This is a genomic window from Nocardia sp. NPDC003345 (genome assembly GCF_053589395.1).
Map to the genome: position 1 here is coordinate 1 of NZ_JBSFRU010000393.1, position 5379 is coordinate 5379.

Here is a 5379-nt window from a genome sequence, read left to right on the forward strand (position 1 = left end):
AGCAGACGCGGGCCGAACCCTTTGGGGGCCTCGCTGGACTCGGCGCCGGGAGGGTTAGCCCGTCTCTGGCGAGTGGCGCATACGGATGAGCGCCGGGTGGGCGCGTTCTCCGGAGTTGTGAGGTCAGGAGGTGACCAGTGCGTCCAAGGCCGACAAGAACAACCCCAGCCCATCGTCGCTGGGCCCGGTCAGTGCTTCCGTCGCGTGTTCCGGATGCGGCATGAGCCCCACCACCCGCTTGTTCGCCGACGCGATCCCCGCGATCCCCCGCTGCGATCCGTTCGGGTTGTCGCCGGCGTACCGGAAGACCACCCGGCCTTCGCCTTCGAGTTCGTCGAGGACCTTTTCGGAGGCCTGGTATCGGCCCTCCCCGGATTTCAGGGGCACCAGGATCTGGGCGCCGGTTTCGTAGCGGGAGGTCCAGGCGGTGTCGGTGGCCTCGACCCGCAGCCATTCGTCGCGGCAGATGAAGTGCAGGCCTTCGTTGCGGGTGAGGGCACCGGGCAGCAGGCCGGCTTCGCAGAGCACCTGGAAACCGTTGCAGATGCCCAGTACCGGCATCCCGTTGCCGGCGGCCTCGATCACCGGCCCCATCACCGGCGCGAACCGGGCGATGGCGCCGCAACGCAGGTAGTCGCCGTAGGAGAAACCGCCGGGTACGACCACCGCGTCGACGCCTTTGAGGTCGGCGTCGGCGTGCCAGAGACTCACCGCTTCGGCGCCGGAGAGCCGGACCGCGCGGGCGGCGTCCACATCGTCGAGCGTGCCGGGGAAGGTGATGACCCCGATCCGGGCGGTCACGGGACGCGCACCACCTTCCAGTCCTCGATGACGGTGTTGGCCAGCAGCGATTCGGCGATCGAGGCGAGCTGATCGTCGCTGACGTCGTCGCCGACCTCGAGTTCGAATCGCTTGCCCTGGCGGACGTCGCTGACGCCGTCGAAGCCCAGGCGCGGTAGCGCGCCGGCTATCGCCTGCCCCTGCGGATCCAGGATCTCGGCCTTCGGCATGACCTCGACCACGACACGTGCCACGGGTTGCTCCTCACAAAGGGGTGAGCTGCGCCCGGCCGCCGGAGGCGCCGGGACACGGATGGGGTTACCTGACCAGCCTAATTGCCGGGTCGCCGATCGGTCGCGCCGGGTGAGGCGAACGACAGCGCACCGGTATTAGCCTTGGACTATGCGTGTAGCCCATTTCGGTCACTCCTGCGTACTCGTCGAACTGCACGGCATGAAGGTCCTCTTCGATCCCGGGGCGTTCTCGCACGGTTTCGAGGGCCTCACCGGCTTGGACGCGATCGCGGTCACCCATCAGCACGCCGACCATATCGATCCGAACCGGATCGAGGCGCTGGTCGAAGCCAATCCGGGCGCCCGGCTGCTGTCCGATCCGCAGACCGCCCGGTCGCAGGGCGGCCGCTGGGAGGCGGTGCACGCGGGCAATGTGCTGGATCTGAACGGGTTGCGGATCACCGGTGGCGGCGGCCGGCACGCGGTGATCCATCCCGAACTGCCGGTGGTGGACAACACGGTCTTCCAGCTCGGGTCGGCGGACAACCCCACCCAGTTCGTGCACCCGGGTGATTCGCTGTGGGTGCCGTCCACACCGGTGGATGTGCTCGCGGTACCCGCGGCGGCACCGTGGATGAAGATCAGCGAGGCCGTCGACTACCTGCGTTCGGTGGCGCCGCGGCTGGCCTTCCCGATCCACTACGGGATCATCGCCGAACAGGCCTGGGGCGTGTACTTCGGGCGTCTCGACGAGATGCGTAAAGCGGACACGGAATTCAGGACGCTGGATCCGGAGACCGGCACCGAACTGTGAGTCCGGCCGCCCGGACCCGGTGACCCCGGGCCCGGGCGCCGGGGAGGAGACCCCCACCCACTATCGCCGATCCGGGCAGACCTACCTCCGTCTCGTGGCCGTGCCCCCGGCCTAGGCCGCGCGCACCGCGGTAACCGTTTCCCAGCGGTACACGTCGCTGCGCGCGCCGTGGTAGAGCGCCAGGTCGACGGCGTCGAGCATGGCCTGCCGCGGACCCGGCCGGCCCAGCTGGGCGGCGGAGACCGCCAGCCGTAGTACGCCGCCGCGGCGCGCGGTGCGGGCGGCCCCCAGGACCAGTGCGCGGCACCACCAGGGTTCGGCGCGGAATCCCTCACCGATCCCGTAGACCCGCGCCTTCTGCACACTGTTGCGTTCGAGATCGTGGATACCGGTCAGGCCGAGCGCGAGCCGGAACCCGAGTTCGGGCAGCGCCGCGACCGCGCCCGCCGAGGCGTCCCAGCGCGGGGCGGCGAACAACCGGGTCCGCAGGCCGACCTGTTCCATCACCCGGTCCGCGGCGGTGAGCCGCAGCAGCGCCTCGTGCCTGGGCAGAGCGGCGAATTCCGGGCGCCGGGTCTTGGTGGCCGCCTGATCGTATCCGTGCAGCACGATCGCGTCGCCCCGGCCGCGGCGGCCGCGCAACCAGGTCTGAGTAGTGGCGTCGTCGACGAGGCGGTACTTCTCCTTCAGCCGGGGCGCCACCAGCAGCGACAGCCGCACCCCACGCTGATCCATCTCCTCGGCGAAGCCGATCGCCGCGTCCCGGGTGGCTTCCCGGACCCCCGACACAGATACGAGCAGCTCAGCGTTCATGTACCAACGATGGCAGGCGCAGGTGTCCGCGGCGTGCAGCCGCGATGACCTGCGCATGCAATGCCGATGGCCACGTTGTTGAGCGGATATGTCCGGATGGCGAACATCCGGACACGATCCGATGACCCGCGGTTCAGCGGTCGCCGGCGCCGACCGTATCCAGCACCCAGGCGTACTCGAAGGCGATCTCCCGCCATTTCTCGTACCGGCCGCTGACACCGCCGTGCCCGGCGCTCATCTCGGTTTTGAGCAGCAGCGGGGCATCGCCGGTCTTGGTGGCGCGCAGTTTCGCGACCCATTTGGCCGGTTCGACGTACAGCACCCGGGTGTCGTTGATACTCGTGATGGCCAGGATCGCCGGGTAGTCCTGCGCGGTGACGTTCTCGTAGGGCGAGTACGACTTCATGTACTCGTAGACCTCCTTGTCCGCCAGCGGATTCCCCCATTCGTCCCATTCGATGACGGTCAGCGGCAGCGACGGGTCCAGGATCGAGGTGAGTGGATCGACGAACGGCACATTGGCCAGCACTCCGGCGAACAGTTCCGGCGCCATATTCGTCACCGCGCCCACCAGCAGCCCGCCCGCGCTCCCGCCGTCGGCGATCATCCGGTCGGGCGCGGTGGCACCGCTGTCGACGAGATGCCGTGCGCAGGCGACGAAATCGGTGAAGGTGTTCTTCTTGGTGAGGGTTTTCCCGTTCTCGTACCAGAGCCGTCCCATCTCACCGCCGCCGCGCACATGGGCGATGGCGAACACCAGCCCGCGGTCCAGCAGCGACAGCCGCGCCACCGAGAAACCCGGGTCCATACTGGCCTCGTAGGACCCGTACCCGTAGAGCAGCAGCGGTTTCGGGCCGCTCACCGTTTCCGTATCGCGCCGCGCGACGATCGAGATCGGGATCCGGGTGCCGTCCTCGGCGACCGCCCAATCACGATGCTGCACATAGTCGTCCGCGTCGTATCCGCCGAGTACCGGCTGCTCTTTGCGCAGCAGCAGGGCACCGGTCTCGACCACGTAGTCGAATACCTGGGTCGGGGTGATGAAGGAGGTGAGGCCCAGCCGCAGCGTCGGCTGATCCCATTCGGGGCACGAACCCAGACCCGCGCTGTAGAGCTCCAGATCGAATTCCAGTTCCCGCAGTTCGCCGTAGCCGTCGGGACCGAGCGGCCACACCGCGACCCGGGGCAGCGCCTCCCGCCGGTAGCTGAGCACCAGCTGCCCCGCGAACGCGTCGACATCCTCGAGCCGCACATCGTCGCGGTGCCCGATCAGGGTCCGCAGCCGCGACGGATCATCGGCGGGCGCCTCGGCGAGGACGAAGTTCTCCGCCTTCACCCCGTCGACCACATCGTTGTGCAGGATCAGGAACCGGTCCTCCCCGGCCACCACGGCGTGTTCGGCGCCGTACTCCACCCCCTCGCGGCGCGGCAGCAGCACCCGGAACTCGCCGGTCGGATCGGCGGATTCCAGGACCCAGCCCTCGGTGGTGATCTTGGACCCCACCCAGATCATCAGGAACTTCTCCGACCGGGTCGCGCCGACACTCACCCAGTACCGCTCGTCCGGTTCGTGGAAGACCTTGACATCGGTATCGGCGCCGCCGCCGAGCCGGTGCCGCCACACGGTATCGGGACGCCACGATTCGTCGACCGTCTGATAGAAGACGTGGCTGCCGTCCAGCGACCAGGTGGCCCCGGGCGCGGTGCGCGGGATCTCGTCGCCCAGCAGCTCGCCGGTGCGCAGATCCTTGAAACGCAGGGTGTAGCGCTCGTCGCCGGCGGTATCCACCGAGAACGCGAGCAGATTGCCGTCATGACTCACCGAGAAGGCGCCGAGGGCGAAGAAATCATGCCCTTCGGCCAGCACATTACTGTCCAGCAGGATCTCCTCACCCGCGATCTCGGTACCGGCCTCCAGTTGCGGCGGAGTCCAGGCGTCGACGCCGGTCGCGGCGGCGTCGATCGGGCAGCGGCACTGCACGCCGTACTGTTTGCCCTCGAAACTGCGGGAGTAGTACCAGTAGTCGCCGAGCCGTGTCGGCACCGAGAGATCGGTTTCCTGGGTGCGGGATTTGATCTCGTCGAAGATCTTCCCGCGCAGCGGTGCCAGATGCGCGGTCCGCGCCTCGGTGTAGGCGTTCTCGGCCTCCAGATAGGCGATGACCTCAGGATTCTCCTTGTCCCGCAGCCACTCGTACTCGTCGACGAATCGGTCACCGTGGTGCTCGCGCTCCCACGGCACCGTTTTCGCCGTCGGGGCCGCCACGGCTTTCGCCGTCGGGGCCGCGCCGGCCGCGCTACCGGTTACCGGACTACCACTGTCAGCCATGGCCACCACCGTAGCGGCCGGTGGCGAGGCCGGCAGACGCCACCGGCCGGTGTCCGGCTCAGCCTCCGATCGCGGCTCCCACGGTCGGCCAGGACGCTTTGAGATGGTCGTTCCAGTACGACCAGGAATGGGTGCCCACCGGGCTGTAGTCCACCCGGATCGGCAGGCCGGCCGCCCGCGCCCGGCGCTCGAACGCGATCACACAGGTATCGACCGCGAACTCGATCGGACCGCCCAGCACGATGTTCTCCGGCAACTGCGGTTTGAGTTCGAGTTCGTGCGGGCCGGGCAGACCGCTGCCGGTGGACAGGTACAGGGTCTTACCGCGTAACCGGTCCAGCATGAGCGCGGGATTGTGGGCGGCCCACTCGGGGCTGCCGCCGGGACCCCACATATTGTCCGGGTTACCG

At 68.5% G+C, this 5379-nt stretch carries 5 protein-coding genes and 1 pseudogene; 1 reads left to right on the plus strand and 5 read right to left on the minus strand.

The features are described 5' to 3' along the window. Positions 1–123: 123 nt before the first annotated feature. Positions 124–801: a phosphoribosylformylglycinamidine synthase subunit PurQ gene (gene purQ / locus ACWDU1_RS28925; protein WP_450003293.1), complete on the minus strand. Its 678-nt coding sequence runs from the start codon at positions 799–801 to the stop codon at positions 124–126. Beyond that, on the minus strand, positions 798–1034 hold the full coding sequence (gene purS, locus ACWDU1_RS28930) for a phosphoribosylformylglycinamidine synthase subunit PurS (protein ID WP_450003295.1): 237 nt from the start codon (positions 1032–1034) through the stop codon (positions 798–800). The genes purQ and purS overlap by 4 nt, the downstream gene beginning before the upstream one ends. A gap of 148 nt (positions 1035–1182) precedes the next feature. On the opposite strand from purS, the gene ACWDU1_RS28935 reads away from it, so the two are divergent. Beyond that, positions 1183–1827 carry an MBL fold metallo-hydrolase gene (locus tag ACWDU1_RS28935; protein ID WP_450003297.1) on the plus strand — a complete coding sequence of 215 codons (645 nt, stop codon included), beginning with the start codon at positions 1183–1185 and terminating at the stop codon, positions 1825–1827. A gap of 111 nt (positions 1828–1938) precedes the next feature. Here the strand turns inward: ACWDU1_RS28935 and ACWDU1_RS28940 are convergent, their stop codons facing one another. The 3 genes and pseudogenes from ACWDU1_RS28940 to ACWDU1_RS28950 form a co-directional block, all read right to left on the minus strand. Continuing rightward, positions 1939–2640: a DUF2334 domain-containing protein gene (locus ACWDU1_RS28940; RefSeq protein ID WP_450003298.1), complete on the minus strand. Its 702-nt coding sequence runs from the start codon at positions 2638–2640 to the stop codon at positions 1939–1941. 133 nt (positions 2641–2773) lie between these two features. Beyond that, positions 2774–4906: a S9 family peptidase gene (locus ACWDU1_RS28945; RefSeq protein WP_450003300.1), complete on the minus strand. Its 2133-nt coding sequence runs from the start codon at positions 4904–4906 to the stop codon at positions 2774–2776. 121 nt (positions 4907–5027) lie between these two features. Next, a pseudogene (locus ACWDU1_RS28950) lies at positions 5028–5379 on the minus strand (esterase family protein); the annotation flags it as partial.

Excerpts from the sequence above, each read along its gene's own strand:
- ACWDU1_RS28935 (WP_450003297.1), top strand. The coding sequence starts at position 1,183 with ATGCGTGTAGCCCATTTCGGTCACTCCTGCGTACTCGTCGAACTGCAC.
- ACWDU1_RS28940 (WP_450003298.1), bottom strand. The coding sequence starts at position 2,640 with ATGAACGCTGAGCTGCTCGTATCTGTGTCGGGGGTCCGGGAAGCCACC.